Genomic DNA, 1,886 nt, shown 5'->3' with positions numbered 1-1,886 from the left:
AAAGACTTGGACAGTAATAATGATGGCAAAATTGATAACCAAGACACAAACTTTAACAATCTTAAAATTTGGCAAGACAAAAACTCTGATGGCAAATTAGACGAGGGCGAACTCCTTAGTTTGAGTGAGGCAGGTGTTAGATCTCTTAATACCACCTACAGCAATTCTAATGAAGTAGATAGCAGCAACAACGCCTATAAACAACAGGGTAGTTTTACCACCACAGCAGGCACAGATAACAAAATGAATGATGTGTGGTTTGATGTGGATAATTTTAGAAAGGTGGCTTAAAGTGTTAGAGTTTTTTATTATTTTGAGTTTAATTTTTATTCTGTTTCAATGGTGGATTTACAATGATAAGCGTGCTTTTAAAAAATATGTTTTGAGTGACTTTAAAGGAAAAAGCAAGTTTTTTATTTTTATGTATAAGTTTTCTGCACTTACATATTTCGAAGGGTTTCCTGCTGGAGGTAGTATGATAAATATACATGCATATAAAAATATAGAAATATTTGGTAAACAGTATATGAGAATTACACATTTATGCGTGATACTATCGATATTATCAAGTGTATTGTTATCGACAGTTTTAATTATTGAATATTATATTTGGAATACAAATAATTTAATATTAGATATTGATAATAACAAAATAAGTGTAACTTATTCTGCTGGTGAGTTAACCAAAATAAGATGGGTAAAAGGCAAAAAATACAATATAGAAATAAACGGAAATAATGATAAAAATAAATTTACTATTATTTTAGATCAGAAAGATAAAGAAATAAAATTAAAATCCAACATAGAGATAGGATATTTTAAAGAATATGACAATAAAATAGCCTCTATAACAACAGGTAATAAAAAAATAAAAACTTTTAGTATAAAAGAATACAAAACATATTTAAAAAAATCTATTCTTAGGTCTAAAAACTTCTTTAAATACGGGTTGTTTTCTTTATTGTTACTATTGCTAATGTTATGGATAAGATATAAAAAATACGGGTTTAAAGGCATAGATAAACTTATTGCAATCAAAAAAGAAGAATTTACAAAAAAACAATTTAACAACTAAGGGGAAATAATTATGGCTAAATTAACATTTGGACAAGAGGCAATACAAAATATTATTAATCAAGGAAAAATTGAAGCAGGAATTACAAATATTATCAAAAATGCATCTGATGGCGAAAGACTAGACGCTGCAATAGTAGGGGCGGATGTGCTTCAAGCTGGGGTCAGTTTATTTAAAAATATTCCAGTTGCTGGGGCTGTAATAAGTGCAACAGATCTATTGAATAACATCATAAAAGAATTTGACAATGATGATGCAAATAATCCGAAAACACTTGATTATGTAAATTCTCTTGCAGGTCTAGCGGCATCTGTTGCTCCACTCTTTGTATCTAACCCAGTAGGTATTTTAGCACTTGGCACAATTGCCCTTGGTCTAGGTGTATATGCCCTAACCACAGGAAATGACGAACAAATATCTCAAGCAGTAGATGACATGTTGGACTCAGTAGGCAATGCCATAGGCGACACTTGGGAAAGTGCCGCTTCACTATTTGACTTTGCAGATGATGAAGCGCAAACCCCTGCAGAAAAACTACAAAGCCTTAACAACCAAATCAACGACGGCTCAATCCAATTCGTCAAAGACGGCGATACCCTCAGCCAAATAGCCCAAGACAACAGCCTAAGCCTTAACGAGTTGCTTGCACTTAATCCACAATACAAAGCCAATCCTGATGATGTCAAAGCAGGTGCATTGCTCATCCTTAAAGACAATGCCGGCACACAGTCTTTGAGTGATTATTTAAAAGAACATACTGATGACCCACAAGCATTTAGCGCTCTAATCGATTCACTTAAAACTGAACTCC

At 32.7% G+C, this 1,886-nt stretch carries 2 protein-coding genes and 1 pseudogene; all 3 read left to right on the top strand.

Going from position 1 to position 1,886, the window contains the following annotated elements:
• Nucleotides 1-291: pseudogene (locus BBROOKSOX_RS10475) on the top strand (hypothetical protein); the annotation flags it as partial.
• Nucleotides 263-1,075, top strand: coding sequence for a hypothetical protein (locus tag BBROOKSOX_RS10470; RefSeq protein ID WP_218973738.1), 813 nt, complete (start codon nt 263-265; stop codon nt 1,073-1,075). The pseudogene BBROOKSOX_RS10475 and the gene BBROOKSOX_RS10470, both read left to right, overlap by 29 nt.
• Before the next feature lie 12 nt (nt 1,076-1,087).
• Nucleotides 1,088-1,886: LysM peptidoglycan-binding domain-containing protein (locus BBROOKSOX_RS10465; RefSeq protein ID WP_139661712.1), on the top strand; the 799-nt coding region annotated here is incomplete at its 3' end.

It is taken from the genome of bacterium endosymbiont of Bathymodiolus sp. 5 South, assembly GCF_900128535.1.
GTDB lineage: Bacteria > Pseudomonadota > Gammaproteobacteria > PS1 > Pseudothioglobaceae > Thiodubiliella.
The sequence above is the reverse complement of the archived record's forward strand: the minus strand, read 5'-3'. Positions and strand labels throughout refer to the sequence as shown.

Coding starts and splice junctions, on each gene's coding strand:
- BBROOKSOX_RS10470 (WP_218973738.1), top strand. CDS start 263: ATGTGGATAATTTTAGAAAGGTGGCTTAAAGTGTTAGAGTTTTTTATT.